Raw genomic sequence first — 25873 nt, 5'->3', positions numbered from 1 at the left:
CGCGAAGCAGGAAGCTATGGCCGAGAAGACGAAGGAAGCAGCGCGGGCCGAGGTGGACGAGTTCCGCGCGAGCGTCGGAGAGCTGCGCGAGGAGGTGGGGAAGGTCATCGTCGGCAACCGCGACGTGGTCGACGGCGTGCTCACGTGCATGCTCGCGGGCTCGCACGCGCTGCTCGAGGGCGTGCCGGGGCTCGGCAAGACGATGCTCGTCCGCACCATGGCCGAGGCGCTCGACCTCCAGTTCTCGCGCATCCAGTTCACGCCCGACATGATGCCCGCCGACATCATCGGCACCACGGTCATCGACGAGAGCGCGGGCGGGCAGCGGTCGTTCTCGTTCCGCAAGGGGCCGATCTTCGCGAACATCATCCTCGCCGACGAGATCAACCGGGCGACGCCGAAGACGCAGAGCGCGCTCCTCGAGGCCATGCAGGAGCACCGGGTCACGGTCTCGCGGCAGAGCTACACGCTGGAGGAGCCGTTCTTCGTCCTGGCGACGCAGAACCCCCTCGAGAGCGAGGGGACGTACCCGCTGCCCGAGGCGCAGCTCGATCGGTTCTTCTTCAAGCTGCACGTGCCGTTCCCGAGCCGCGACGAGCTGAACGCGATCCTGGAGCGGACCACCGGGACCGACGCGCTGGCGGCGCGGCCCGTCCTCAACAAGGAGCGGATCATCGCCATGCAGCGGCTCGTCCGCGAGGTGCCCGTGGCCAAGCACGTGCAGGACTACGCGGTGCGGCTCCTCCAGGCGACCCACCCCACCGAGGGCGACAGCCTCGACGAGGTGAAGCGGTTCGTGAAGTTCGGCGCGTCGCCGCGAGGGGCGCAGGCGCTCCTGCTCGCCGCGAAGATCAGGGCGCTGTTCGAGGGGCGGTTCGCGGCGTCGGTCGACGACGTGCGCGCGTGCGCGCTGCCCGCGCTGCGGCACCGCGTGCTCCTCAACTTCGAGGGGGAGGCCGAGGGCGTGAAGACCGACGAGGTGCTGCAGGCCATCCTGAAGCGCTTGCCGGAGAGCAAGTGAGGCGCCGCCGAAGGTAGCATGGGGCTCTTCGACGCGTTCAAGCGGGCCGCCGCGCCGCTGCGGCGGCTCTCCGCGGTCTCCGCCGGCGCCTCCGACGAGGAGCTCTTCGACGACGAGTTCCAGCGCAAGCTCGACTACCTCGCGATGGTGAGCCGCCGCGTCTTCTCGGGCGCGATGCGCGCGGAGCGGCGGACCAAGAAGACCGGCTCCGGCGTCGAGTTCGCCGATCACCGCGACTACGCCCCGGGCGACGACTTCCGGTACCTCGACTGGGCCGCGTACCAGCGCTTCGACCGGCTCCTCATCCGGCTCTACGAGGAGGAGGAAGACCTCTCGATCTACTTCATCCTCGACACCTCGGCGTCGATGGCGTTCGGCGACGGCGCGAAGCTCAGGCACGCGAAGCGCCTCTGCGCCGCGCTCGCGTACGTCGGGCTCGCCAACCTCGATCGGATCGCGATCGTCACCGCGACCGACGAGATCAGCGGGCGCATGCAGTCGACCCGCGGAAAGGCGCGGATCTTCAGGATCTTCCGCTTCCTCGGGCAGGCGCGCGCGGACGGCGCGACCGACCTCGGCGAGGCGATGAAGACGTTCGTGGCGCAGCACAAGCGGCGCGGGCTCGCCGTGATCCTCAGCGATCTCTACGATCCGGTCGGCTTCGAGCGCGGCATCAACGTGCTCCGGTACAACCGGTTCGAGCCGTTCGTGCTCCACATCGTCGACCCGAGCGAGGCCCGGCCGGCGCTGCGCGGCGACGTGCGCGTCTACGACTGCGAGACCGGCGACGAGCGCGAGGTCACGGTGACCGCGAAGGTGCTCGACCGCTACGCCGAGGCGTACGAGCAGTACCTCGACGAGATCCGCCGCTTCTGCACGTCGCGGCAGGTGAGCTACTTCCGCGCCGACGTGTCCGTCCCCTTCGACGAGCTGATCCTGCGCGTGTTCCGCAGAGGCGGCTTCCTCCGGTAGCGATGCTGCACTTCACCGGCGTCCCGCTCGCGACCCTGCTCCAGATAGGCGCCCTCGCCGGGGCGGTGGTCGTCGTCTTCTACATCCTCAAGCTGCGCCGGCGGCCCGTCGCGGTCCCCTTCTCGAAGATCTGGGAGCGCGTCCTCCGCGACAAGGAGGCGACGAGCCTGTTCTCGCAGCTGAAGCGGCTGCTCTCGCTCCTCTTGCAGCTCGCGCTCCTCGCGCTGCTCCTGCTCGCGCTCGGGGATCCCCGCCCGCAGGCGAACCTCGTCGAGGGGCGCAACATCGTCGTCCTCATCGACGCGAGCGCGAGCATGCAGGCCGTCGACGTCGCGCCGTCGCGCCTCGAGCTCGCGAAGGAAGAGGTCAGGAAGATGGTCCGCGGCCTGTCCGGCAGCGACCGCATGCTGCTGGCCCAGATGGACGCGGCCGTCACGCCGCTGTCCACGCTCACCGGCGAGATCTCCGACCTCGAGGCCGCCCTCGCGGCGGTGAGGCCGACCGACGCCACGGCCGACTTCGCGCGCGCGCTCCGCTTCGCCGGCGACACCCTGAGCGGGCTCCCGTCGCCGGAGGTCATCGTCGTGAGCGACGGCGCGCTGGGCGAGCTGGCCGACGCCGGCGGGCCGGTGCGCCTCGGCGACGTCAAGCTCTCGTTCCTGCCCATCGGCAAGGGGGCGCGGAACGCCGCCATCACCGAGTTCTCGGTGCGGCGCTACCCGCTCGACAAGAGCCGCTACGAGGTGATGCTCGAGGTCACGAACACGAGCGACGAGCCGCTCGACCTCGAGCTGTCGCTGCTCGGCGACGGCCAGCTCACGGACCTGACGCGCCTCCGGCTCCAGCCCAAGGAGAAGCTGCCCCGCTTCTACCCGAACCTCTCCGGCGCGTCGAAGACGCTCGAGGCGAAGCTCGCGCTGGCCGACGGCGGCTCGGATGATCTCCCGGCGGACAACCGCGCCTACGCGCTGCTCCCCGAGCGGCGCCGCGCGCGCATCCAGGTCGTCTCCGCGGGGAACATGTTCCTCGAGGCGGCGCTGCTCCTCGACGAGTACCTCGACGTGACGTTCGTCGAGCCGCAGCGCTACCCGGCGGCGTCCTCGTTCGACGTGACCATCTTCGACGGCGTGGCGCCGAGCGTCGCGCCCGGCAGCGGGAGCCTGCTCTACCTGAACCCGACCGGGACCAACCTCCCGTTCGAGGTGGGCAAGGAGGTCCTCGACGACGATCCGAACTACGGCCTGGGCTTCGACGAGCTCGACGCGAAGCACCCGCTCCTGCGCTACACGGCGCTCAGCGACGTGAACATCGCGCGCGCCCACGTGCTCAAGGGCAACAAGGAGGACAGGGTCGTCGGCCGGAGCCACAGGGGCCCGCTGCTCATCGAGGGGCGGCGCGGCGGCGTGAAATTCGTCGCGCTCGGCTTCGACGTCCGCGAGAGCGATTTCCCCCTCCGCATCGCCTGGCCGCTCTTCCTGCTCAACGCGATCAACAACTTCGTCGAGGAGGACACGAGCTACATCTCCTCGTTCCGCACGGGCGCCGTCTGGCACATCCCGGCGTCCTCGTCCGCGGAGTCGGCCAGCCTGGAGCTGCCCGACGGGACGAAGCGGGCGGTCCCGATCCAGGACGGGCGCGCCGTGTTCCTCGGACAGCACGCCGGCTTCTACACGCTGCGCGTCGGCGCCCCCGGCGCGGAGGAGGTGAGCATGTTCGCCGCGAACCTGTCCGCGCCCGAGGAGAGCGCGATCGCCCCCGCCGCCGAGCTCAAGGTCGACGGGCGCGGCGCGGGCGCCGTGGGCGAGTTCAAGATCGGCGTTCGCCGCGAGCTCTGGGTCTACCTGCTCGCGGCGGTGCTCCTCGTGACCGCGATCGAGTGGTTCACGTACCACAGGAGGGTGACGGTGTGAGCGCGTTCACTGGCCGCAAGTTCCGCGTCGTCGCGTGGGCCATCACCTGCGCCGCCCTCGGTGGGATCCTGTTCTGGGCGTACCGGAAGTACGTCCTGCTGCATCCGGATCCGACGCTCACGTGGGTGCGCGAGGGGGTGAAGTACGAGCTCCTCAACCCGAAGATGCTCGGCGCGCTCCTGCTCGCGCCCTGGTTCGTCGGCGTCCTCGCGGGCTCGCTCGCCGACCTCCCCCTCCCGCAGCGCGTGCTCTCGGTGCTGCTGCGGATCGCCTTCGTCGCGCTGATCGCGCTCGGGCTGTCGCGGCTCGCGAGGACCGCGACCACGGAGAAGGTCGCCACCATCTACCTCATCGACGTCTCGGAGTCCGTCACCGACGAGTCGATCGACGACGCGCGCGCGGCGCTCGACAAGGCGTTCGCCGAGAAGCCGGAGGACGGCGTCATCAAGGTGATCACCTTCGCGCGGCGGCCGCGGCTCGTCGAGCGCGCCGCCGGCGAGGCGGCCGGCGGCGACGCGGAGCGGCGCGCGCCGGCCATCGGCCGCCACCTCGACGAGAAGGGGCAGCGCGGCGACCTCGGCGCGGGCTCGAACCTCCAGGCCGCGCTCCAGCTCGCCTACGGGCTGTACCCGCCCGGCTACCTGAAGCGCGCCGTGCTGATGTCGGACGGCGTCCAGACCGACGGCGACATCCTCGCCGAGGCCAACCGGGCGCGCGACTTCGGGGTGCGGCTGTTCTCCATCCCGTACCGGCGACCCGCGCCGCCCGAGGTCGCGGTGCGCGAGCTCAGGATGCCGGACCGGGTCAAGGTCGGCGAGACGTTCGAGATCCACGCCGACATCTACGCGAGCCGCGCCACCAAGGCCCGCGCGCGGCTGTTCCAGGGGGAGGCGCTGAACGGCCTCGAGGGCATCCGGGATCTCGAGCTCAAGGCGGGGCCGAACGACGTCGTGTTCAGGAGCGTCGTGCGCATCGCGGGGCAGGTGACCTACGCGCTCGAGCTCGATCAGATCGCGGACGACAAGTTCAAGGAGAACAACCGGTACGCGACCACCATCGACGTGCCCGGGCGCCCGTCGGTGCTCTACATCGAGGGGACGCCGCAGCACGCCGGCCCGCTCTCGAGCGCGCTGACCGCGCAGCAGCTCGACGTCGACGTCAGGCCGCCGGCCGGCTTCCCCGGCTCCCTCAAGGAGATGGAGCGCTACGACTTCCTGATCGTGTCCGACACCCCGAAGGAAGCGCTCAGCCTGCAGGGGCAGGAGATCATCGAGAGCTACGTGCGCGATCTCGGCGGGGGGTTCCTCTTCGCCGGCGGCGAGTCGGGCTACGGCCTCGGCGGCTGGTACCGCACCACCATCGAGCGGATCCTGCCGGTGCGGATGGACAACGAGCGGAAGAAGGACATGCCGAGCGTCGCGATGGCGCTCGTCATGGATCGATCGGGGTCGATGACCGGGCTCCCGCTCGAGATGGCCAAGGCCGCGGCGAAGGCGACCGCGGGGGTCCTGTCGTCGGACGACCTGATCGAGGTCATCGCGTTCGACTCGGCGCCGACCCGGTACGTGAAGATGCAGCCCGCGCGCAACCGCTCGCGCATCGCCGGCGAGATCGCGCGCATCCAGCCGGGCGGCGGGACCGAGATCTTCACCGCGCTCGACGCCGCCTATCAGGACATGACCGTGACGCAGGCGCGCAAGAAGCACGTCATCCTCCTCACCGACGGTAAGGCGTCCACGGGCGGCATCCGGGACCTCGTGTCCGCGATGATCGCCGAGTCGATCACCGTGACCACGGTGGGGCTGGGGAACGATCTCGACGAGCAGCTGCTCAAGATGATCGCCGACGTGGGCGGCGGGCGCTTCCACGCGGTCCCGGACCCGAACAACCTGCCGCGGATCTTCACCAAGGAGACCGAGATGGTGGCGCGCGCCGCCGCCGTCGAGGAGTGGTTCCCGGTCACGCAGGTCGGCGACGCGGCGTTCCTCCGCGGCATCGACGTCCGCACCGCGCCGAACCTGCACGGCTACGTCTCGACCAAGCTGAAGCCGCCGCCCGCCCAGGAGCTGCTCACGAGCGACGCCGAGGAGCCGATCCTGGCGCGCTGGCGGGTCGGCCTCGGGTGGACGCTGGCCTGGACGAGCGACGTCAAGGCGCGCTGGGCCGTGGAGTGGCTCCGGTGGCCGGGCTTCGAGAAGTTCTGGGGGCAGCTCATCCACGAGCACATGCGCCAGAAGCACCGGCGCGAGCTCGACATGAAGGCCGAGATCGTGGACGGAGAGCTGCGCGCGTCCGTGGACGCGTTCGGGGCGGACGACCGGTTCGAGAACAACCTGACCTCGCGCCTCAGCATCATCGGGCCCGAGCCGGGCGGGGCGACGCGGGTGGTCGACATGCGTCAGACCGCGCCGGGCCGGTACGAGACGGCGCTCGCGCTGGATCGGTACGGCTCCTTCCTGCTGCGGGCGGAGCACCTGCGCGAGGCCGAGGACGGCTCGCTCCGGCCCGTCGCCGTCAGCTACGGCCACGTCTCGAACCCGTACCCTCGCGAGTACGCGAGCTTCGAGCCCGAGCTCGCGACCCTCGAGAAGGCCGCGACGTCGACCGGCGGCGCGGTCGATCCGAGCGGCGTGGCGGCCATCTTCGACCCGGCCGGGGAGAAGGTGACCTTCCACGAGGAGCTCTGGCAACGGTTCATCTACGCCGCGATGGTCGTCTTCCTGCTCGACCTGTTCGTCCGGCGGGTGCGGCTCTTCGACCGGAAGTTCGTCGCGCGCCGCGGGCGCGGGGTAGGAGGCCGGAGCCTCCCCGCGGTATGACGACCCGCGGCAAGGCCGAGCCCTGCATGAGCGCTGATCCTGCGTTCCGCCCAGGTGTCGCGCCAAGCGCCGGCGAGCGAGCGTCAGGTTGTCCCCGACTCCGCTGCATGAATCGCTGTGCCCCAGACCGCTGGTCCGCACCATTTCGCGACGCGGAGGGGCTGTCTTGGGCTAGTTTCCCCTTATAGACCGGTGGTAGAGGAGCCCTGGAAAGCAGCGAAGGACGTGAACGCGCTCGAGGCCTCCACCTCTCGGCCTCCGGTAGGTCGTCCGCTCATCATCAGCGGAGATCCGCTCGCCTCGCTCCGCGGCCGTGGGGCCTCGGTCTCGTCCAACACCGCCCTCGGCCGGCTGCTCCGCGAGTCGCCTCGGACGATCGCGGAGCTGCACGAGCAGGAGATCGCGCTGGGGATCGACGTGGTCCGGGCCCTCACGTCCGCGACGACGACGCGCGCCCTGGCGCCCATCGGCATGGCGTTCCGCGCCGCCGCGCTCACCGGGACCGCGGTCGAGCTCGCCACGGAGGCGGCGGGCGCGGCCGCGCGTCGCGTGGCGGTGGCCGGTATCCTGGGCCACACTGCCGCCGCGCCCATGGCCGATCGGATTGCGGAGGATTACGCGGTCCATGCGGCCAGGCTGGCGGCCGCCGGCTGCGAGATCCTCGTCGCGTGCGGCTTCGATCCCGCGCAGGCGGCGTGCGTCTCCCCCGCGGTCGCGCGGCTCGCGCGCCGCGCGGCCGTGGTGAGCGCCAGCACGACGCAGCTGGCGACGTGGGCGCTCGTGGAGCTCGACGGGGCCGGGCGCACCGCCGACGGCGAAGGGTTCGAGGAGGTCGCCCGGGGGGCGCTCGACAGCGGCGCGGACGCGCTGCTCTTCGAGGTCGCGTCGATCGACCTCGGGCTGAGCATCCTCCGGCGCCTCGAGGGCGTCGCCCACGAGGTCCAGGTCGGCGTGCTGCTCGGCGTCGAGCCCGCGCAGGCCGACGCGGCCGAACGCCCGGCGCCCGCCGAGGCGTGCGACGCCTGGGCCGCGTCCGCGGTGCGCCTCATCGAGGCGGGCGCCCGAATGCTTGGGGGAGGGACGGGGACGACGCTGGCGCATCTCGGCGCGCTCGCGAAGATGCTCCGTACGACGCAACGCGCGCCCCTGCTCAGGCGCGCGCTCTAGGCGAGAACGAAACCAACCGGAAACGTGATGATGGCCGACGCAAGCCACGCGAGTGAGTCGAAGTCTCAACCGTTGAAGACGTTCGACGACCTGCTGTTTCCCTTCCACGAGGCCGTGAAGCCCGAGGCGCTCCACCGGATCGGCGCCGAGGCGGAGAAGTTCGGGGTCGACGCCAGGACGGGCGCCGCCATTCCGTACGAGGGCGCGCGGAGCGTCCTGTCCGTGCTCCAGGCGCTCGTCGAGCGGCACGGCTGGACGCCCGAGCACGAGACCCCCGGCGGTCCGCTGATCGCGCTCGCCCGGGCCGGCGCCTCGGTGACCCTCGAGCCGGGCGGGCAGCTCGAGCTGTCCGGGGCGCCCCTCGAGAGCATCCACCAGATCTGTCTGGAGATGAGCGGGCACCTCGCGGAGCTGCGCGACATCTCCGCCGAGCTCAACTTCGCCTGGCTCGGCATCGGGTTCCACCCGTTCGCGTCGCAGGCGGAGCTCTCCTGGGTGCCCAAGGCGCGCTACGCGATCATGCGGCGCTACCTGCCGACGCGCGGCGCGTACGGCCTCGACATGATGCGCCGCACCGCCACGGTGCAGGCGAACTTCGACTACGCCAGCGAGGAGGCGGCGATGCGCGCGCTCCGCGTGTCGCTCCGGCTCTCCCCGCTGGTGACGGCGATCTTCGCGAACTCCCCGTTCTACGAGGGCGCGCTGTTCGGCGGGCGGAGCTACCGCGCCAAGGTCTGGCTCGACGTCGACCCCGCGCGGCAAGGGCTGCTCCGCAACGTGCTCGAGCGCGGCCGCCGCTTCTCGGACTATGTCGCGTGGGCGGTGGACGCGCCGATGTTCCTCATCAAGCGCGACGGCGAGGTGATCGAGAACACGGGGCAGACGTTCCGCGAGTTCCTGGAGCACGGCTTCCAGGGGCACCGGGCCACCCGCGCCGACTGGGAGATGCACCTCAACACCCTGTTCCCGGAGGTCCGGCTCAAGCGGACGCTCGAGGTCCGCGGCGCCGACTCGCAGCCGGCCAACCTGGTCTGCGCGCTCCCGGCGCTGTGGACCGGGATCCTGTACGACGCGCGCGCGCTCGACGAGGCCGACGCCCTCTCGGAGAGCTTCAGGTTCGACGAGCTCGAGGCCGCGCGCCCGATGATCGCCGAGCGCGCGCTCCGCGCTACATTCCGCGGCAAGCCGCTCGCGTCGATGGCCGAGCGGCTCCTGTCGATCGCGGCGGGCGGCCTCGAGCGGCGCGCGCGCCTGAACAAGAACGGCAAGGACGAGCGCGTCCACCTCGACCGGCTCAGCGCGCTCATCGCCAAGGGGCAGTCCCCAGCGGATGCTCTCGTCGATGGACTCAGCAACGACGACCCGGACCTGCGCAGCAAGATCCTCCATCGTGCGAGGATCTGAGCGCGGCTCGTCGCCGAGGAGGCGAGGCGTGGCAGGCGCACCCGGGGGAGGACGAAGGCCGGCATGACGTTCGTCTATCTCCTGGGCACCGCGCTCCTCGTGCTCCTCAACGCGTTCTTCGTCGCCTCCGAGTTCGCCATCGTCAAGATGCGACCGACGCGGCTGGAGCAGCTCGTGCGCGAGGGGGACGCGCGGGCCCAGCTCGCGCTCCAGATGTCGCAGCGGCTCGACGCGTACCTCTCGGCCAACCAGCTGGGCATCACGCTCGCGTCCCTCGGGCTCGGCTGGATCGGCGAGCCGGCCATCGCCCACCTCATCGAGCCGCTGCTCGCGCCGCTCGACGCGTGGTCGGGCGTCGGCGCGCACGCCATCGCCGTGGGCATCTCGTTCATCATCATCACGTCGCTCCACACCGTGATCGGCGAGCTCGCGCCGAAGTCGCTCGCGATCCAGCGGACGGAGAAGGTCACGCTCTGGGCGGCGCGGCCGCTGCACGGGTTCTTCGTCCTGATGTGGCCGGTGATCTGGGCGCTCAACTCGATGGCGAACGGGTTCGTCCGGCTGTTCGGGCTCCGGCCGGCGGGCGAGGAGGAGATCGCGCACACGTCGGAGGAGCTCCGGCTGCTCTTGACCAAGAGCCCCGCGGGGCTCGACCCGGCGCTGCGCAGCATGCTCGTGCGCATCTTCGACCTGCGCCGGCGCACGGCGAGGCACGTGATGTCGCTCCGCTCCGACGCGGCGACGCTGCGCGCGAACATGACGATCGAGGAGGCGGTGCGGACCGTGGCGGACGCCGGGTACTCCCGGTACCCGGTGCTCGACGAGCAGGGCAAGAACGTGCTCGGCTACCTGCACCTCCGCGACCTGTTCGACGTCCTGAGCCACCGCCGCCGCGCGACGCGCGTGGCCGAGCTGCTCCGCAAGCCGATCTTCGCGCGCGAGAACACCTCGGTCGAGCGCCTCCGCCTCGAGATGCAGGCGCGCCAGGTGCCGGTGGCGATCATCACCTCGGCGTCGGGCGAGTTCATCGGGCTCGTCACGATGGAGGATCTCATCGAGGAGATCGTCGGCGAGATCCGCGACGAGAACGACGAGGAGGTGCCGCCCATCCACCGCCGCGGCGGCGGCATCGTCGACGTCGACGGCCGCGTGCTGCTCGCGGACCTGGAGCGCGACGCCCATATCGTGCTGCTCCCCGAGGTGAAGACCGTGGAGACCGTCGGCGGGTATATGCTCGGCCGGCTCGAGCACCCGCCGGAGGCCGGCGAGCGCGTCGAGTGCGAGGGATACACGCTCGTGGCCATGGACGTCGCCGGCCGGCGGGTGCGCCGCGTCCGCATCGTCCCGACCGACGCGGCCGGGGGCGAGCGGTCGTGACGATCGCCGCCCCCTGCGCCGCGGATCCGCGCGCCGGCGCCGTCCGTCGGGGGCGCCGCCCGGGAGGGCGGTGCGCGCCCGGGCGCGCACCCCGGAGCTGGGCGGTTCGGGGGCGAGCTGCACGCGGATCCAGGTACAAACTTCGGCAGACCGGTACTACGCTGGCTCCGTAAGTGGAAACGCTTGCAACTCGGATCTTGCGCGATGGCCCGCTGAACGAGCTCGATGCCGTCGGCTGGGCCATCCGTCTCGCGAAGAGGATCGAGGCGCTGCACGCCCTCGGCGTCGCGCACGGCGCTATCTCGCCCGAGTGCGTGCTCACGACCGCGGTCGACCGCACCTCGAAGGCCATCCTGGCCGATCTCCGGCAGACGCCGAGCCGCATCGCCTACCAGTCGCCCGAGCGCGTTGCAGGCGGGACGCTCTCGCCCGGCGACGACGTGTGGGCGATCGCGGCGACGCTCTACGAGGTGCTGACCGGGACGAGCGCCTTCGGCGGCGGGAGCGACGCCGAGACGCGGCAGCGGATCGCGAGCTCCTCGCCGGCGCCGCTCGCGGTCTTCGACGTCGGCGACGACGATCTCCAGCGGGTCCTCGACGACGCGTTCCAGCGCGATCGCTCCCTCCGCACGACGAACGCCGCCGCCTTCCGGCGCGCCCTCGAGGAATGGCACCCCGACCCCGCGGTGCGCACGCTGCTCCCGCTCGACGACGAGGACTCGACGAGCGACGAGGACGACGACGAGGTGCGCACGCTGATGCGCGTCGCGCCGCTGAGCTCGAGCCAGCTCGACGAGATCATCGCGCAGCGCGCGGCGGCAGCGGCGGCTGGGCAGCCGCCGCCGCCCCTCCCGCCCGAGCGCCCGCAGTCGCCCGCGGCGTACCAAGCCGCGCCGGCGCCGAGGCCGGGCGCCGCCCCTGTCCCCAGGGCGGCCGCGGCCGCGCCGGCCGCGCCGGCCGCGCCGGCCGCTCCCGCAGCGCGGGGCCCCGCGCCGGTCGCGCGGGGGCGGCTCGCGGGCATGGGGGCGGTCCCGCTGACCCAGTCGTTCGGCGATGACGGCGAAGGCGAGGAGCAGATGACGCTCATGCGGGAGGGGTCGCTCGACGCCCGCGGAGCGGCTGGGCCGGCCGCGGCAGCGCCCCCGCGCCTCGGAGGAACGGCGTCCGTCGCGCACCGCGTGGGCGGCGTCGGGCGGCCCGCGGCGGGCGCGGTGTCGCCGGCCGGAGGCCCTCGCGAGGCGTCGGCGCTCGGGGTGCCGGCCGCGGCGCTGTCCGGGCGCGAGCGTCCGGGCGCGGCGCTCGGCGCGCCGGCCAGGCCGCAGGCTCGGGGCGACGACATGCCCTTCCTCGGCGATCTCGACGACGGCATCCACGACGAGCCCACGCTGGATGCGCCCACGGTCGTCGATGACGACGACGACGAGGACGACGTCCCGACGCGGACGAGGGAGGCGCCCCAGGGCACGTCCGACGTGCCGCTCCAGGTCGCGGCGGCGCCCCTCGGAGCGGCTGTCCCCGGAGCGGCGCTCGCCGATGCGGCGGCGAAGGGCCGCGCCGCTGGAGCGCCGCTCGATCGCGCGCCGGGGTCGCCGCTCGCCCCTGCGCCCGCGGGCGCCGACGCCGGTGGGCTCCGCGAGCCGAGCGCCGCTGCCGCCCGTGCGGCGGGCTCGCCGCAGCCAGCGTCGCCGCCTCCGCAGAAGGCCTTCCCCGCGCAGCCGAGCGCCGCGCCGGCGCAGTCGGGCGCCGCGCCGACGCAGTCGGGCGCCGCGCCGACGCAGTCGGGCGCCGCGCCGGCGCAGCAGGGCTCAGCCGCGCCGGCGCCGTCGCCCTTCGGCCAGGTCGACGACGCCATGCTCACCGACGCGCCGCCCGACCGCTCGGGGCGGCTCGGGATGATCATCGCGGTGATCGTGGCGCTGCTCCTGGCGGCGGGGGCGATGCTGTTCGCCGCGCAGCTCGGCCTGCTGGGGGCCGCGCCCGGCGCGCCCGGGCCGCGCTGGATCCAGCCGGTCCCCGCGCCGGCCGTCGCCTCGGCCGCGGCTCGCCTGCGGCCGGGCCTCCGCCTTGTGGAAGCTCTGGATCTGTGCGTCGAAGCCGCCCATGTCCACGCGCTGCAGCGCCTCGGGCCGGAGGCCTGAGCGGCGCGCCGTCGCCTCGGTCCGCTCGGCGAACGGCGAGATCCACACCAGCCTCCCGCCGGGCGCGAGCGCGCGCGCGGCGCCCTCGACGAAGCGCTCGAGCTGGGCCTCGAGATCCCCCGTGCGCTCGACGCGCCGCCCGAGGGGCGGGTTCGTCAGGATCAGCGTGGGGGCGTCGCCCGGGGGCGGCGCGCCGTGCGCGTCGCGCTGGAGGAGCTCCGCGCCGCGCGCGCCCGCGGCGTCGAGGTTCTCCCGCGCGACCGCGAGCGCCCGAGGATCGCGATCCGAGCCCACGAGCCGCCGGTACGGCCCGAGCAGGGCGCGCTCGCAGAGCTCCAGGCCCGAGCCGACGAACGGATCCCAGACGACGTCGTCGGCGCGCGCCCCCGCGATGCGCGCGAGCGCCGCCGCGATCGTCGGGTGCGACGCCGCGGGCACGTCGCCCCGGCGGTACGCGAACCGCGGGTCGGGCAGGCGCGGGGCGAGCTCGACCCGGACGCGGCCGGCGCCCTCGTAGACGACGACGTCCCACGTGCTCTGGGTCGGATCGTTCACGAGCTCCGGGGCCTCGGACTCGACCGCCGCCGCGGCGCGGAACACCGCGGCCCGGCGCTTGCCGCCGCCGGCCCAGTCGATGCGGTAGCGGACGGCGCCGTTCGTGAAGCGGCCCAGGATCTCGCGCGACTCCCGCGAGAGCAGCCGCTCGGCGACGGCCGCGGCGAGATCGGCGCCCGGATCGAGCTTCCGCAGCGGCAGCGGCAGCGCGAACGACAGCATCGTGCGGGCCCCGAACAGCGCGTCGAGGCGGCCGCTCAGCATCACCTCGACGCGCGTGCCGCCGCACGCATCGCTCCGCAGCTCGGGGACGAGCGCCCCGCCCGGAGCGCCCCGGTCGAGCGCCGCGAGCTCCTCGGCGAGGATCGCCTCGAGCCCGCGCCGGCAGCGCACCGCCACGCGCACCGGGCGCTCCGGCGCGCGATCGCCGGCGATCTCCGACGGCTCGCCGCGCGTGAGGGTCCTCCTGGCCAGCAGCTCGGCGCGCGCGCGCACGCCGGCGGTGTCGTCGTCGCCGCCGAGCTCGGCCAGCACGTCGAGCGCGGCGCCGCCGCCGACCTTGCCGAGCGCGTCGATCAGCGCGCGGCGGACGTCGGGCGATCGCTCGCCGCGCGCCGCCTCGGCGAGCGCCTGCTCGACGAGCGGCCGATCGACGTCCGCCGCGGGCGGCTTGCCGAGCGCGACCGCCGCCATCCGGCGCGTGCGGCGGTCGTCGTCGCGGAGGCGCGCGACCAGGTAGTCGCGCGCCCGCCCGGCGATCTCGGGCTCGAGCGGCGCGGCGGCCATCAGCTTGCCGACGAGCCGGGTGAGCGGCGCGCGCAGCGACGGCGGCGCGGCGGCGGCGCGATCGAGCGCGGTCGGCAGCGCGGCCGCGCCGGCGCGCCGCAGCGCCCGCTCGGCCAGCTCGGCGGGCTCGCCGGCCGCCTCGAGCAGCGCGATCAGGGCGGCGAAGTGGCGGCGCCCCGGCGTGAAGCCCGGGTCCGACAGGGCGCGCTGGAGGTCGGGGTCGGGCGTGGCGGGGGAGCTCATGGGGTCTCGGATCTCCACGTTTTCATTGGGGATCCCGCCGGTCATCGCCGGCCGGGATCCGGGGGGCGCCTGCGCCGCTCGCCGCGCGGGCCCGACTTTCGCGACAAGCGCGGCGTTCCGGCAAGCTCTTTCGGCGCAGGCCCTCTCGGCGCTCTCGTTTTCGGTCCCCGGGTCGCTAGAGTTCCACCATGCCGGATCTGAGCCAGGTCATCCCGCGGACGGCGCTGCCGCACGACGTGCTGCGCGCGGCGCTCGGCGCGCTCGAGGCGGGGCGGCGGGTGGTGCTCGCCTCGGTGGTGGCGCGGCACGGATCGGCGCCGTCGACGCCGGGGCAGAAGCTCTGCCTGTTCGAGGATCTCACCGCGATCGGCACGATCGGGGGCGGCGCCGTCGAGCGGGCGGCGCTCGGGATCATGGGGCGCGCGCTCGACGAGCTCGCCACCACCCCGAAGCTCGAGACCTTCCGCCTGGGCCCGAGCCTCGGCATGTGCTGCGGCGGCTCGGTCGAGGTCCTCATCGAGCCGATGCTGCCCGCGGTGCACGTCCTCGTGATCGGCGCCGGGCACGTGGGCGCGTTCGCGGCGCCGCTCCTCGCGTCGCTCGGCTTCCGCGTCACCCTCTGCGACGCGCGCGCCGCCGCCGCCGACCCCGCCCGCGTGCTGCCGTCCGCGCCGCTCGCCGGCGTGTCGCCGCCGCACGACGGCGCGCAGCAGGGGCCCCTGCCGGCGCTCGCCGAGCAGGTGCGGCTCGTGCTCGCCGATCACGACGACCCCGACGTGACGGCGGGCCTGCCGGGGGATCTCGGCGAGGCCGCGGCGCTCGTGATGACGCACGACCACGGCCTCGACCAGGAGGCGATCGCGTGGGCGCTCGCGCGCGGCTTCGGCTACGTCGGCGGGGTCGGGAGCCGGGCGAAGGCGGCGCGCACGCGCGCGCGGCTCGAGGCGAAGGGGGTGCCGGAGGGCGATGTCGCGCGGGTCAGGATGCCGGTCGGGCTCGACATCGGCGCGCGCTCCCCGGCCGAGATCAGCGTCGCCCTCGCCGCGGAGCTCATCGCCTGGCGCTCCGGGCGACAGCGCGCGCGGTGGTCGTTCGCGTCGCCCGCCGCGGTCGCGCCGGCAGGGGAGGAGCAGGCTCGATGAAGACCGTGATCACGATCGTGCTCGCCGCGGGCGCGGGCAAGCGGCTCGGGGGGCCCAAGGCGCTCCTCGCCTGGCCCCCGGCGGAGAAGGGCGGGGCCGAGCGGCCGCTCGCGATCGCGCACGCGGAGGCGCGCCTCGCGGCCGAGAGCGCGCGGGTGCTCGTGGTGGTGCGCACCTCCGTCTTCCACGCGCTGCTCGCCCACGTGCGGCCGGGCATCGACCTTGTGTCGTGGACCGCCCCGGACGACCTCGGCCCGGCGGGCTCGCTGGCCGTCGCCGCGCCGCGCATCGGCGACGCGGACGCCGTCGTCGTGACGCCGGTCGACGTGCCCCCCGCGAGCGCCGCGACGGTGGCGCGGCTGCTCGCCCGGCTCGACGCGGGCGCGCCGTCCGCGGCGCCGCCGCTCGCGGTGCGGCCGCGGCACCTCGGCCGCGGCGGCCACCCGGTGGTGCTGCGCGCCGAGGCGCTGCAGCGCTACCTCGAGGCGGATCCACCGCCGCTCCGGGATCACCTGAGGGCGCTCGGCGACCGGTGCGTGGACGAGGAGGTGGACGATCCGGGGGTGCTGCACGACCTGAACGTCCCGGTCGACGTGATCCGCGTGCTCGGCGGGCCGCCGCGCTTTCTGGCCTGACGGAAGCCGGCGCTGCGGCGCTCGCCGACGTCGCGCGCCGGGCGTGGGGGCGCGCGGCGCCGGGTCGACGTCGCCCGGGCGACCGGGCTATCGTCGGTGAGGAGGAGCAGAAGAATGGCGACGAGCCCTCCAGCCTCAGCGAGCGCGGTGGGGAACAGCGTGCCCCGCGCCGACGGCCCCCCCAAGGTCACGGGGTCGTCGCGCTACGTCGACGACCTCCCGGCGATGCCGGGCGAGATCTTCGGGCGCACCGTGCGGAGCCCGGTGCCGCGCGGGATCCTCCGCGGGGTGCGGTTCGACCCCGCGTTCGACTGGAGCGACGTCACGGTGGTGCTCGCCGAGGACGTCCCGGTCAACGTGGTCGCGCTGATCCTGGACGATCAGCCGATCCTCGGGGCGGGGAGGGTGAACCACGCCTACGAGCCGATCGTCCTGCTCGGCTGCGCCGACCGGCTGAAGCTCGCGCGGGCGGTCCAGGCCGTCACGCTCGACATCGATCCGCTGCCGCCGGTGCTCGACATGCGCGCGTCGCTCGAGGGCAAGGAGATCCTCTGGGGCGCCGACAACGTCATCAAGCGGTACCTCATCACGAAGGGGCGCCCCGACGTCGAGCGGGAGCGCGGCGAGGCCGCCATCGACGCGGCGATCGCGCGCTGCGAGGTGGTCGTCACCGGGACGTACGCCTCGCACCACCAGGAGCAGCTCTACATCGAGCCGCAGGGGGTCATCGCCTGGTGGGACGAGGCGGGCGCGCACGCGACCGGCTCGATCCAGTGCCCGTTCTACGTGCACAAGGCGTTTTTGAAGGCGTTCGGGCTCCCGCCCGACCGGATCCACATCACCCAGTCGGTGACCGGGGGCGGCTTCGGGGGCAAGGAGGAGTACCCGTCGATCATCGCGCTCCACGCGGCGCTCCTCGCGAAGAAGAGCGGCCGGCCGGTGCGGATGATCTACGACCGGACCGAGGACATCGAGGCGACGACGAAGCGCCACCCGGCGTCGTGCGAGATCACGAGCGGCTGCGATCGCGACGGCACGCTCCGCGCGCTGAAGATCCGGATCCTCATGGACGGCGGCGCGTACGCGACGCTGTCGCAGGTGGTCCTGTCGCGCGGCGCCCTGCACGCCTCGGGCGCGTACCGCTGGGACGACGTGTGGATCGAGGCGACCGCCGTCGCGACGAACACGCCGCCGAACGGCGCCTTCCGCGGCTTTGGCGCGCCGCAGACGATCTGGGCGATCGAGCGGCACCTCGACCGCGTCGCGCGGGAGCTCGGCCGCGATCCGCTCGACCTGAAGGCGAAGAACGTGCTGCGCCCCGGCGACTCGACCGCGACGGGGCAGGTGCTCCACGCGAGCGTCGCGGGCGAGGAGTGCATCGCGAAGGCGATCGAGGCGAGCGGCTACCGGCAGAAGCGCGCGGCCGGCCCGGTCGTGCGCGGGCGCGTGGCGCGCGGGATCGGGCTCTCCGTGTTCATGCACGGCGCGGGGTTCACCGGGTCGGGCGAGCGCTACCTCAAGGGCAAGGTCGCGCTGGATCTCGCGCCCGGCGGGCGCCTCCGCATCCGCACGGCGTCGACGGACATCGGCCAGGGGACGGAGACCGTGTTCCGGCAGATCGCCGCGGACGCGGCGGGGCTGCCGCTCGACCGGGTCGAGTTCGCGGTGCCGTGCACGACGACGGTGCCCGACTCGGGCCCCACGGTGGCGTCGCGCACCGTCATGGTGGTCGGCTCGATCCTCGAGGCGGCGGCGCGCGAGCTCGCGGGCCGCGTGCGCGCGGAGCAGGAGGCGGCGCGGCAGCGTGCCGCGGAGGAGGGGCGCGCGGGCGCGGCGGCGCCGAGCTTCGAGGAGGCGGCCGACCTGCTGCTCGCCCGCGAGGGGCAGGTGACGTCGCTGAAGCAGTACGAGCCGCCGGGCTACGTGCGCTGGGACGACGAGGCCTACAAGGGCGACGCGTACCCGTGCTTCGGCTGGGCGTGCGACGTGGCCGAGGTCGAGGTGGACCTCGACACCTTCGAGGTGACGGTGGTCGACTTCTGGTCGGCCGCCGACGTGGGCAAGGCGATCCACCCGGTGATGTGCAAGGGGCAGATCGAGGGCGGCAGCCTCCAGGCGATCGGCTGGGCGCTCTCCGAGGAGATCGTCTGGCAGGGCGGCAAGATCAGGAACCCGCGGATGACCAACTACATCATCCCGACGTCGCTCGACGCGCCGCCGTTCCATGTCGACCTCGTCGAGGCGCCGTTCCCGTTCGGTCCGGGCGGCGGGGCCAAGGGCATCGGCGAGATGCCGATGGACGGCGGCGCGCCCGCGATCGCCGCGGCGGTCGAGCACGCGACGGGGATCGCCGCGTGGGCGCTGCCGCTCACGCCGGAGCGCCTGTTCGAGGCGGCGCGCGGCGCCGCGGCGCCGCGGCCGGCCGCGGGGGGAGGGGAGCGCACATGAAGGTATCGCTCGTCGTGAACGGCTCGCCGCGCGAGGTCGACCTGCCACCGCTCTCGCGGCTGCTCGACGCGCTCCGGGGGCCGCTCGGGCTCACGGGCACGAAGGAGGGGTGCGCGGAGGGCGAGTGCGGCGCGTGCACGGTGCTGATCGACGGCGATCCCGTGAACGCGTGCCTCGTCGCGATCGGGCAGTGCGAGGGGCGGCGCGTGACGACGGTCGAGGGCCTCGGGGCCGCCGGGCACCTGTCGCCGCTGCAGCGCTGCTTCATCGAGGAGGGCGGCGCGCAGTGCGGGATCTGCACGCCCGGCATGCTCATCTCCGCCGAGGCGCTGCTCGCGCGGAACCCGGATCCGTCGGAGCTCGAGGTGCGCGAGGCGCTCGCGGGCAACCTCTGCCGCTGCACCGGTTACCAGCGGATCGTCGAGAGCGTCCGCGCCGCGGCGGCGCTTCGTCGCGGCGGGGGAGGGGAGGCGCCGTGAGCATCGCGGATCTCGGGCTGTTCGAGATGCGGCGCGTGTCGGGGCTCGGCGCCCTGTGCGAGCTCGTGGCGGAGCAGGCCGCGCGCGGCGCGGCGGTCGCGCTCCTGGCCGGCGGCACCGACTGGGTCGTCGAGCAGGAGCTCCGGCCGCCGCTCGGCGCGCCCGCCCCGGGGGGCGCCGGCCCGGCGGCGCCGCCGCTCGTCGTCGACGTGTCCCGGCTCTCGGACCTGCGCGGCATCTCGATCTACCGCGACACGCACGGCGACACGCTCCGGGTGGGCGCCGCGACGACCTACCTCGAGATGCGCCGGAGCGACGCGATCGTGGAGCGGGCGCCGCTCCTCGCGCGGATGAGCCGCGACGTGGGCGCGGTGCAGATCCAGGCGCGCGGGACGCTCGGCGGCAACCTGGCCACGGCGTCGCCGGCGGCCGACGGCGTCGCCGCGCTCGCCGCCTACGACGCGACCGTCGTGGTGCAGAGCGTGCGGGGCGAGCGGCGCATCCCGATGAGCGCCCTGCAGACGGGCTACAAGCGCACGTCGCGCGCGCCGGACGAGGTGATCGTGGCCGTGGAGATCGCGCTGCCGGAGCGCGGATCGCCCTGGTACTGGCGGAAGGTCGGCGCGCGCCGGGCGCAGGCGATCTCGAAGGTCGCGCTCGCGGGGGTGGCCGAGGTGCGATCCGGGCGGCTCGCGCGGCTCGGGCTGGGGATGGCGTCGGTCGCGCCCACGACGGCGCTCCTGCCGACCGTGCGCGCGCTGTGCCTCTCGCGCCCGCTCGGCGAGCTCACCGCGGCGGAGGTCGACGCCGCGGTGGGGCAGGACATCTCGCCCATCGACGACGTGCGCTCGACGCGGGCCTACCGGGAGCACTGCGCTCGCGGGGTGGTGCGAGAGCTCCTCCGGCAGCTCGGCGCGCCGGTCTGATCACTCCATCCCGTCGAGCTGCGCGGCCTCGGGCCGTCGGCTGCGCCCGCCAGACCGCGCCGGCCGCTCGCGCGACGGCGGCGCGGGCGAAGGATCCATGTCCACGTCGTCGCAGCGGGCGCACCGCCGCGGGGTGTTGGTGCCGGCCTGGAAAATGGTGACGCAGCCGCAGGCCTGACAGATCATGCCGATGTCGTAATTCATGAGCACTCCTCGACGACGAACGCTCCGGGGCGGCCCGAGCGGCGGGAGGATGCGCTGAAGGGGCGACGCGCGCGCGACGGCGCTGCAACATCGCGCGGAAGGTTCGAAGCGTGGATGCCGGGGCTCCGGGGGTGTCCAGAACGAGCGAAGGGACGACCTCGACGTGGCGGCCGGTTCGTTCCGGGCACCTGAGGCGCCGCGGAGGGATCCGAGCCGGGCGGGACCAAGCCCGGGCGGGTGCGCCGAGCCGCGCGCCGGCGGGGGGCTGTGCGCGGCGGCGCGCGGGTGGGCGCTCGGCCATCGGCCAAGACGGGGGCCGGGGAGCTTGCGCATGCAACACCACCCGGCATGTCTCACTTCGGGCCATGCCTTCTGAGACGTCTCGTCGCGCGCCACACAAGGCGCGCCTGAGACGTAGAGTCCCCTGAGAGCTTATGGCACCTCGTTCGGTGCTCGATCGCGCCCACCCGCGCGCCGCCGCGCACAGCCCCCCGCCGGCGCTCACGTCGCATTGCGAGGAGGGCCGACATGGAGACGCCGGCCTGCGGGGCGCGCGGCCCTGAGGCTGTTTCGGAGCTCCGGACCCTCGACGGCGCGCGTGAGCGCGACGCGCTCGATTCGTATCGGCACCTGGGTGTACCCTCGTTTCCATGCCGGAACCGAGACCTCCTGCGAACTGCGACGAGCTCATCGACGACGCGGGCCGGGACGAGCTCGGGGGGCGGACGCGCGACTCATGACGGAGAGCGCCAAGAAGACGGGGCTCGCCATTCGTGTTCTGGCCGCGACGGTTTTGCTCGTCCCTGCCTTTGGCTCCGGCGTGCTGGTCGGCAGATCGATCCTGGACCGGAGGCCACCGGCGGCGGAGAAGAGAGAGGAGCCTACTTCGGATCGCTCGACGCGGATGGACCGGAGAGAGCTCGCTGGTTGTCAAGAAAAACTGGCAGGTCGTTCGGAGCCGCAAGCGATCGCCTCGGCCGCCGATGCTCCTCCGGGGGAAGGGCAACAAGACGCTCCCGAGAAAGCAGCCACCGTCGAGGAGCTCGAGGTGGAGCTGAAACGGTGCAGGAAGAGCGAAATCCTGGTCAACGCGGAGGTTTGCAGCGCCGCGGCTCGTCAGTTCAGGGCGCTGATGGCTTTACCGAAGGACGGGTTGATGTGCGGGCCGAAGTCTAGGTCTGCCGATCTCATCGAGCAGAACTTCGAGAGCTGCGCGGCGCTCTCGGACATTCCCGCGGATTTTCGCTTGGGCGACCTCACGAAGGAAGAGTCGAGCCTCGTCGCGGAAGCGATCCGGATTCGTGAGACGCTCACGGAAGAAGAGCTGCTCCGCAGCCTGAAAGAGTTCGTCTGGACGTGCACGGAGACGCCCCCGAAGCTCCCTCCGATGCCGAAGCAGGCACCGAAGCCTTAGGAGATTGACACATGAGCGAACGCCTCAAGAGCGCTGGCCTCGTAGTTCGTCTCCTTATCGCGGTAGCCGTGCTCGGCCTCGTCTTTGGTGGTGGCGTGCTGGTCGGCTGGGCGACGCGGGAGCGCAGACCTCCGGCCATGGAAAAGAGCGCGGCGTCGATCCCTGATGCTGAGGTGAAGCGGGAGCTCGCTGCATGCCGACGCGCAGTGAAAGCGCGCGCGAGAGCCACAGCCATCCCGCCGGCCACGGCGACGGCTCCTCCGGGAGAAACGGACGACGCCGGGGTGGAGAAAGCCGTCGCCAAGGTCGAGGCACTGCAAAAAGAGGTAGAAGAATGCAGAGTCCGAGAGACCTTGTCCAATGCCTACGTTTGCGGCACCATTACAGATCACAGCAACCTGCTGTTCGTCTTGACATACAGCGCATCATGCGTGGACGAGGCGGGGGTTGGAGAGTTTCTCGTCAATAGTGTCGAAAAATGCACAACCTTCGACGACTTTTCAGCGCATCTGGACGAAGACGAGCTAACGCAAGAAGAAAAATTTAGAGTCGCACAGTCAGAGCAAAACCGCGCATTGAGGACAAGGGACGACTTGATACGTAATGTGCAAGAGACATTCCGCAGGTGCCGCAAAAGATTCGGACTGTCTCCCGAATGAACGAACGCGTTCATAACGTCATCTCCCAGACCGTCTGGGTGGGTGGGGCTTCGATGGGTGAACCGACCAGGTCGGAGGAAGACCAGGGCGTTTGCGTGTCGCGCGCGTGGTCGCTCCTCCCATCGTCCAGCTTGTCGAGCGCGAAGGTCAAGGCACCCCAGAGCCGCCAACGAACGGGTATCGGGCCGCCAGAGAACTCGATGGGTGAGCGGAGCTCTAATCCCATCGCGACTTTATGACCCCATATCGCCAGGTCGCTGCCCCGGACCGCGAGCGAGGGAACGGCGCTGACGACACCATTCTTGCCGCCGACCATGAACCCCAAGTTCGCTTGCGCGCGCTTGCCATGAAGAGCGTAGAACCGCACGCCGCCGAGATACGCAATCGACAGGGGAACGTCCGAGGGCTGCGGCATGATGGCCGCCGACGCCGCCCCCGTGAGCTGGATCAACGGCAGCGCGGTCTCCCAAAGGTTTATGTGACCCGCGGTGGCGGGTGCGCTGGTGATGACACCGCTCACGGGTTCGCTCGGCCTCTGCGAGCCCTGCCCCTTGGCGGTCATTTGCAGAAGCCACCCGCCGCGCCGGTTGTCGAAGACAGGGACCCCCACGCCAATGCTGCTTCGCCGATCCCGAGAGGGAGCACGGGCATCCCGCCGGCGCAGGGAGAGTATCGTATCTGCCTGTACGAAAAGCGCGTCATGGCGAGGAGCGGAATTCCCGCCACGCGTTGTCTCACTTGGAACTGCCCAACGCCCCAGAACCCGTTGAAGGGCTCGGGGGCCGCGCAGGGGCCCGCGTGAGCGAACACCTTCGAGGGGCGGACAAAGGCGGAGACGACGATAATGACGGTCGCGAGGATGCGCGCAGGCAGGACCATCACTACCACCCTCACTCCTCGGGGATGAGCTCCACATCCTCCATGGGGTGCGCCGCTGGCTGTCCCCGCGGCGGGCAGACCAAGAAGCTCAATCTCGCATACACGGGCTGTCCATCGGGCCCGAACTCTTTGATGACGTCGGGGGGATTAACGACCGCGCAGTACCCCGACTCGAAGTAGGTAAAATCCTCAGTGCACCAATTCTGCTCCAGTAACATCAAATAAACGTACTCCGAATAAGCAGCGCTCTTTTTCCGGATTTTCTCGCACTGAGGACCATACCATCTTCTTCCGCGGAGGAGCGGATCTCTATTATAATTCCACCCCTGACAACATTCGAACAAGCACTCCGCGGGGATGCAGTTCTGATCGAACCAGTTCCCGACGACGGGCTGAGCTCTCTGCGGGGCATCGCCGAACGTGCAGCCTGCGAGAGCGAGCGCCGCGACAGCAGCGGCGATGACCATCGGTGCCGTTCGAACCGCCGTCCGGGTGCGGCAGGCAGGCACCCAGCTCCTCAATTCATGGCGCCTCATGTGAAGATCTCCTCGAGGGGACGGCACTCTGGAGCTTGGCGTGCGTCGCGAAGGGCCTCTCGACGCGTCCGACAAGCGCCGGCCACCCGAGGAAGGCTCCTCCCAGACATAAACTAATGGCTCGGCCGCCGCAACGTTTGCGACAGGTGTCGTCGAACTCCTCAACGACATCGCCGTCGCGGCCGGCGCACATGTCGGGACGAGCTCGCGTCGTCGCGCGCCGGTGCGTCGGTCGCCACGCGCTCGGCAGCGGCGCTCTACGCCCCGCAGTCTGTGGAGCGCAGACGGACGCCGGGCACCACAGCCGCTCGCCCCAAGGATTTCGTCCAGATAGAATCGTGCGTTGTTCGCCTTGCTGCACCCGATGGGGACTCTTCGCCGCCCCGCCCGGACAAACTCAAGAGCGCCGTCGTCGAGCGCCACGGCGACGCGATCCGGTTCCGTCCCACGCGGCTTCGGTGTCACGAGCGGCGGCCGGTACGGCGCCTCGGCGCTGACCGCTTCGCACGCCTGCGTCCACTCCGCCGTCGTGCGCACCGCTGCGCGTGACGCCCGCGCCGTGCCGCGCCGTGCCCAGCATCGGCCGGTGGGCTGCCAGCACGTCGCGGCTCCCTGCCAGCACCTCCCGGGGACTCCCCCAGCAGCCCCGGGATGCCTGCCTGCACCCGCTGGTACGGCTCCTCGAACGTGCTGGTACGGCTCCTCGAACGTGCTGGTACGGCTCCTCGGACCTGCTGGTACGGCTCCTCGAACGTGCTGGTACGGCTCCTCGGACCTGCTGGTACGGCTCCTCGAACGTGCTGGTACGGCTCCTCGAACGTGCTGGTACGGCTCCTCGAACGTGCTGGTACGGCTCCTCGAACGTGCTGGTACGGCTCCTCGGACCTGCTGACACGATTCCCGGCCGTCTCGGCGGCGCTGGCCGCGCTCCCGGCCCGCTGGGCCCACGCGCCGGTGCGCAGGGGCGCCCCCCGGGCGCGCTGGCGCAGCGCCGCGGAGACGCAATCGTGCTCTCCGGATCGGCGGAGCACGTCTGGAGCGCTGCGAGCTCTGCCGTCGTGCTACGTCTGCCCGCTCGCCACCCCAATGGTGGTAGGTTCATGGGAATCGAATTGTCGCAAGAGCAGCACGCCGTCCTGAAGGAGACCCGCGCGGTCGCCACCCCCGCGGCGTTCCGGACCCTCCTCGATACCGCGCGCCCCGAGATGGACCGCATCGTCCGCGAGGTCATGGAGCCGAGCCAACCCATCTCGACCACCCTCACGGAGCTCCGGGACCTCTACCTGTCCGTCGTCCAGTACGAGGCGCCGCTCGCGAGCAAGGCCTACGGCCCCGAGCGCCGCGCGCTGCTCCGCGCCGCCATCCAGCTCCTCGACACGGCGAACCTCTGGTTCGGCGAGGGCAAGCGCACCGGCGCTTACCAGGTGCGGCCCGTCGACCAGGTGATCAAGGCGAGCCGGCCGTGGCGCGCGCGGCTCAAGGCGTTCGCCGACCAGGCGTTCGCGTTCGAGCCGGACGTCGCCGACCAGTTCGCCGACGTCAACACGAGCGGCACGCTCACCGAGGAGACCAGCGACCTCGCCATGCTGCTCCGGCTCGCTGAGCAGCACCAGACCCGCCTGTCGCCCGTCGGCCTCACCGAGGAGTTCCTGCGCGAAGGCAGCGCCTTGCTCGACGAGGTGAGCGGCCGCGACCTGCTCGGCATCCTCGGCCTGCGCAACCGGGAAGAGGCGATGGTGCTCCGCAACTCCATCGTGACCTACGCCACGCTGCTCGGGCACGAGGCGCGCGCCGCCGGCGTCAACGCCTGCTGGGACATCCCCGAGGGCAAGCGCCGCTTCAGCGCCGCCTCGTTCCGCAACGCCCTGCGGCGGCTCCGCCCGAAGCGCCGGGGCACCGCCGCCGCGCCGGACGAGCCGGCGCCGCCCGAGCCTCCGCCGGTCGAGCCGACAGGCGCGCCGGTCTGAAGCCGCGCCGGATCGAGAACGCGGCGCGCTAGCGCTGCGGACCCGCCGTAACCCCTCCGTCATTCCGGCAGGAGCGCCTCGCCCAGCCGGTCGCGCTCCGCCACGGCCGTCTCCTCGTCGCCCGTGGCGGGCGCGGGCCGAACGCCTCGCCAATCTGCTGCGGGGCGGGCTGCCGCGCGAAGCGCGGTTGCC

General features: G+C 72.5%; 19 protein-coding genes. 15 read left to right on the top strand and 4 right to left on the bottom strand.

What is annotated here, in order from left to right:
• Nucleotides 1-16: 16 nt before the first annotated feature.
• The 7 genes from NQZ70_RS36435 to NQZ70_RS36405 all read left to right on the top strand — a co-directional run bounded on the left by NQZ70_RS36435 (nt 17) and on the right by NQZ70_RS36405 (nt 10670).
• Nucleotides 17-1021 carry a MoxR family ATPase gene (locus tag NQZ70_RS36435; RefSeq protein ID WP_129578345.1) on the top strand — a complete coding sequence of 335 codons (1005 nt, stop codon included), beginning with the start codon at nt 17-19 and terminating at the stop codon, nt 1019-1021.
• An 18-nt stretch (nt 1022-1039) separates the two neighbouring features.
• On the top strand, nt 1040-1993 hold the full coding sequence (locus tag NQZ70_RS36430) for a DUF58 domain-containing protein (protein ID WP_129578344.1): 954 nt from the start codon (nt 1040-1042) through the stop codon (nt 1991-1993).
• A gap of 2 nt (nt 1994-1995) precedes the next feature.
• Nucleotides 1996-3903: a VWA domain-containing protein gene (locus NQZ70_RS36425; RefSeq protein WP_129578343.1), complete on the top strand. Its 1908-nt coding sequence runs from the start codon at nt 1996-1998 to the stop codon at nt 3901-3903.
• The gene (locus NQZ70_RS36420; RefSeq protein ID WP_129578342.1) at nt 3900-6722 is read left to right on the top strand and encodes a VWA domain-containing protein; all 2823 of its coding nucleotides are present in this window, start codon (nt 3900-3902) and stop codon (nt 6720-6722) included. The genes NQZ70_RS36425 and NQZ70_RS36420 overlap by 4 nt, the downstream gene beginning before the upstream one ends.
• 225 nt (nt 6723-6947) lie before the next feature.
• Nucleotides 6948-7889: a homocysteine S-methyltransferase family protein gene (locus tag NQZ70_RS36415; protein ID WP_129578341.1), complete on the top strand. Its 942-nt coding sequence runs from the start codon at nt 6948-6950 to the stop codon at nt 7887-7889.
• Between the two features lie 72 nt (nt 7890-7961).
• Complete coding sequence (locus NQZ70_RS36410; protein WP_237244355.1) at nt 7962-9293, top strand: glutamate--cysteine ligase; 1332 nt, start codon at nt 7962-7964, stop codon at nt 9291-9293.
• A gap of 63 nt (nt 9294-9356) precedes the next feature.
• Complete coding sequence (locus NQZ70_RS36405) at nt 9357-10670, top strand: hemolysin family protein (protein WP_129578339.1); 1314 nt, start codon at nt 9357-9359, stop codon at nt 10668-10670.
• Nucleotides 10671-12475: 1805 nt separating this feature from the next.
• On the opposite strand, the gene NQZ70_RS36400 is transcribed toward NQZ70_RS36405, so the two are convergent.
• Nucleotides 12476-14392 carry a HEAT repeat domain-containing protein gene (locus NQZ70_RS36400; protein WP_165374345.1) on the bottom strand — a complete coding sequence of 639 codons (1917 nt, stop codon included), beginning with the start codon at nt 14390-14392 and terminating at the stop codon, nt 12476-12478.
• A gap of 188 nt (nt 14393-14580) precedes the next feature.
• On the opposite strand from NQZ70_RS36400, the gene NQZ70_RS36395 reads away from it, so the two are divergent.
• From NQZ70_RS36395 to NQZ70_RS36375, 5 genes are all read left to right on the top strand, one after another.
• Nucleotides 14581-15534 carry an XdhC family protein gene (locus NQZ70_RS36395; RefSeq protein ID WP_129578337.1) on the top strand — a complete coding sequence of 318 codons (954 nt, stop codon included), beginning with the start codon at nt 14581-14583 and terminating at the stop codon, nt 15532-15534.
• Nucleotides 15531-16169 (top strand): NTP transferase domain-containing protein, encoded by a 639-nt coding sequence (locus NQZ70_RS36390; protein WP_129578336.1) that lies wholly within the window; start codon nt 15531-15533, stop codon nt 16167-16169. Before NQZ70_RS36395 ends, NQZ70_RS36390 begins: the two co-directional genes overlap by 4 nt.
• Nucleotides 16170-16283: 114 nt before the next feature.
• A complete protein-coding gene (locus NQZ70_RS36385) occupies nt 16284-18617 on the top strand; it encodes a xanthine dehydrogenase family protein molybdopterin-binding subunit (protein ID WP_129578335.1) in 2334 nt (777 codons plus the stop codon).
• Entirely contained in the window at nt 18614-19096 is a 483-nt protein-coding gene (locus tag NQZ70_RS36380; protein WP_129578334.1) for a (2Fe-2S)-binding protein, read from the top strand. The genes NQZ70_RS36385 and NQZ70_RS36380 overlap by 4 nt, the downstream gene beginning before the upstream one ends.
• Nucleotides 19093-20022, top strand: a complete 930-nt coding sequence (locus NQZ70_RS36375) for a xanthine dehydrogenase family protein subunit M (RefSeq protein ID WP_129578333.1) — start codon at nt 19093-19095, stop codon at nt 20020-20022. The genes NQZ70_RS36380 and NQZ70_RS36375 overlap by 4 nt, the downstream gene beginning before the upstream one ends.
• Here the strand turns inward: NQZ70_RS36375 and NQZ70_RS36370 are convergent, their stop codons facing one another.
• Nucleotides 20023-20226, bottom strand: coding sequence for a hypothetical protein (locus NQZ70_RS36370; protein ID WP_129578332.1), 204 nt, complete (start codon nt 20224-20226; stop codon nt 20023-20025).
• Nucleotides 20227-20962: 736 nt separating this feature from the next.
• On the opposite strand from NQZ70_RS36370, the gene NQZ70_RS36365 reads away from it, so the two are divergent.
• Both NQZ70_RS36365 and NQZ70_RS36360 read left to right on the top strand, forming a co-directional pair.
• Nucleotides 20963-21640 (top strand): hypothetical protein, encoded by a 678-nt coding sequence (locus NQZ70_RS36365; RefSeq protein ID WP_129578331.1) that lies wholly within the window; start codon nt 20963-20965, stop codon nt 21638-21640.
• A gap of 11 nt (nt 21641-21651) precedes the next feature.
• A complete protein-coding gene (locus NQZ70_RS36360) occupies nt 21652-22299 on the top strand; it encodes a hypothetical protein (protein WP_129578330.1) in 648 nt (215 codons plus the stop codon).
• A 10-nt stretch (nt 22300-22309) separates the two neighbouring features.
• Here the strand turns inward: NQZ70_RS36360 and NQZ70_RS36355 are convergent, their stop codons facing one another.
• Both NQZ70_RS36355 and NQZ70_RS36350 read right to left on the bottom strand, forming a co-directional pair.
• Nucleotides 22310-22909, bottom strand: a complete 600-nt coding sequence (locus tag NQZ70_RS36355) for a hypothetical protein (protein WP_207217583.1) — start codon at nt 22907-22909, stop codon at nt 22310-22312.
• A 280-nt stretch (nt 22910-23189) separates the two neighbouring features.
• Nucleotides 23190-23645, bottom strand: coding sequence for a hypothetical protein (locus tag NQZ70_RS36350; RefSeq protein WP_129578328.1), 456 nt, complete (start codon nt 23643-23645; stop codon nt 23190-23192).
• Nucleotides 23646-24814: 1169 nt separating this feature from the next.
• Here NQZ70_RS36350 and NQZ70_RS36345 point away from each other — a divergent pair.
• The gene (locus NQZ70_RS36345; RefSeq protein WP_129578327.1) at nt 24815-25681 is read left to right on the top strand and encodes a hypothetical protein; all 867 of its coding nucleotides are present in this window, start codon (nt 24815-24817) and stop codon (nt 25679-25681) included.
• Nucleotides 25682-25873: the final 192 nt, after the last annotated feature.

This window comes from Sorangium sp. So ce836, assembly GCF_028553905.1.
In the GTDB taxonomy this organism is placed as follows: domain Bacteria; phylum Myxococcota_A; class Polyangia; order Polyangiales; family Polyangiaceae; genus Sorangium; species Sorangium cellulosum_D.
This window is presented reverse-complemented; position numbering and strand designations above follow the sequence as displayed.

Excerpts from the sequence above, each read along its gene's own strand:
- NQZ70_RS36360 (WP_129578330.1), top strand. The coding sequence starts at position 21,652 with ATGAGCGAACGCCTCAAGAGCGCTGGCCTCGTAGTTCGTCTCCTTATC.
- NQZ70_RS36405 (WP_129578339.1), top strand. The coding sequence starts at position 9,357 with ATGACGTTCGTCTATCTCCTGGGCACCGCGCTCCTCGTGCTCCTCAAC.
- NQZ70_RS36395 (WP_129578337.1), top strand. The coding sequence starts at position 14,581 with ATGCCGGATCTGAGCCAGGTCATCCCGCGGACGGCGCTGCCGCACGAC.
- NQZ70_RS36425 (WP_129578343.1), top strand. The coding sequence starts at position 1,996 with ATGCTGCACTTCACCGGCGTCCCGCTCGCGACCCTGCTCCAGATAGGC.
- NQZ70_RS36400 (WP_165374345.1), bottom strand. The coding sequence starts at position 14,392 with ATGAGCTCCCCCGCCACGCCCGACCCCGACCTCCAGCGCGCCCTGTCG.
- NQZ70_RS36350 (WP_129578328.1), bottom strand. The coding sequence starts at position 23,645 with ATGGTCATCGCCGCTGCTGTCGCGGCGCTCGCTCTCGCAGGCTGCACG.
- NQZ70_RS36385 (WP_129578335.1), top strand. The coding sequence starts at position 16,284 with ATGGCGACGAGCCCTCCAGCCTCAGCGAGCGCGGTGGGGAACAGCGTG.
- NQZ70_RS36345 (WP_129578327.1), top strand. The coding sequence starts at position 24,815 with ATGGGAATCGAATTGTCGCAAGAGCAGCACGCCGTCCTGAAGGAGACC.
- NQZ70_RS36430 (WP_129578344.1), top strand. The coding sequence starts at position 1,040 with ATGGGGCTCTTCGACGCGTTCAAGCGGGCCGCCGCGCCGCTGCGGCGG.
- NQZ70_RS36370 (WP_129578332.1), bottom strand. The coding sequence starts at position 20,226 with ATGAATTACGACATCGGCATGATCTGTCAGGCCTGCGGCTGCGTCACC.
- NQZ70_RS36380 (WP_129578334.1), top strand. The coding sequence starts at position 18,614 with ATGAAGGTATCGCTCGTCGTGAACGGCTCGCCGCGCGAGGTCGACCTG.
- NQZ70_RS36365 (WP_129578331.1), top strand. The coding sequence starts at position 20,963 with ATGACGGAGAGCGCCAAGAAGACGGGGCTCGCCATTCGTGTTCTGGCC.
- NQZ70_RS36390 (WP_129578336.1), top strand. The coding sequence starts at position 15,531 with ATGAAGACCGTGATCACGATCGTGCTCGCCGCGGGCGCGGGCAAGCGG.
- NQZ70_RS36435 (WP_129578345.1), top strand. The coding sequence starts at position 17 with ATGGCCGAGAAGACGAAGGAAGCAGCGCGGGCCGAGGTGGACGAGTTC.